1 protein-coding gene is annotated in these 728 nt (G+C 68.3%); it reads right to left on the bottom strand.

Annotated elements, in window-relative coordinates; genetic code table 11:
• Positions 1-728 (bottom strand): type VI secretion system Vgr family protein (locus BTW07_RS18075; protein ID WP_144076965.1); only part of this gene is annotated, 728 nt, incomplete at both ends.

The raw sequence follows: 728 nt of genomic DNA, 5'->3' as shown, positions 1-728 counted from the left end.
TAGCTGTCGTCGGCGTCTTCCCCGGCCTGCTTGAGGTTCTCGCGGCTGTCGAGGGCGTCGGCGTTGTGGTCCGCCGCACTCTGGCTGAGGCTGTCGCTGAGGTGGTAGGCGCTGTCGAGCTGCTGTCTGGCCGGGGTGAGGTCGAGCTGGTCGCCGCTGGCGCCGAGCTGGCCCCAGCTTGAGAGGTAGAGCCCCTGGTTGGCGCGGATGGCGCCATAGGCATCGGTGCGCAGCTCGAACCCGGTGCCGCGGAAGGCGCCCCGGGTGTTGCCGGTCTGGTGGATCAGGTAGCCGAGGTTGAGCTGGCTCTTCTCGGCTTCGGAGTTGAGCCGGACACGCTCCTGATCGGTGGCGTCGTCGAAGACGAGTTCGTTGTACTTGCTGCCGCGGTAGGTCTTGCTCTTGAAGCCGGAGAGCAGGCCGTGGCTGTGCCAGTCGGGGCTCTGCTCGCCGTTGTAGACCCGGCCGGTGATCAGCGGCCGGTCGGCATCGCCCTCGAGGAAGTCGACCAGCACTTCCTGGCCGATGCGCGGGACGAACACGCCACCCCAGCCGGCGCCGGCGTTGGGCTGGGAGACCCGCAGCCAGACGCTGGAATTCTCATCGTTCTGACCCTGGCGGTCCCAGTGGAACTGGACGCGCACGCGGTTGAGATGGTCGGTGTGGATCTCTTCGTTGGCGGGGCCGACCACGGTGGCGCTCTGCGGGCCACCGATCACCGGACGCGG

Source organism: Salinicola socius, assembly GCF_001937195.1.
GTDB lineage: Bacteria > Pseudomonadota > Gammaproteobacteria > Pseudomonadales > Halomonadaceae > Salinicola > Salinicola socius.
Note: the sequence above shows the minus strand (reverse complement) of the source record. Positions and strands in the feature narration are given on the sequence as shown.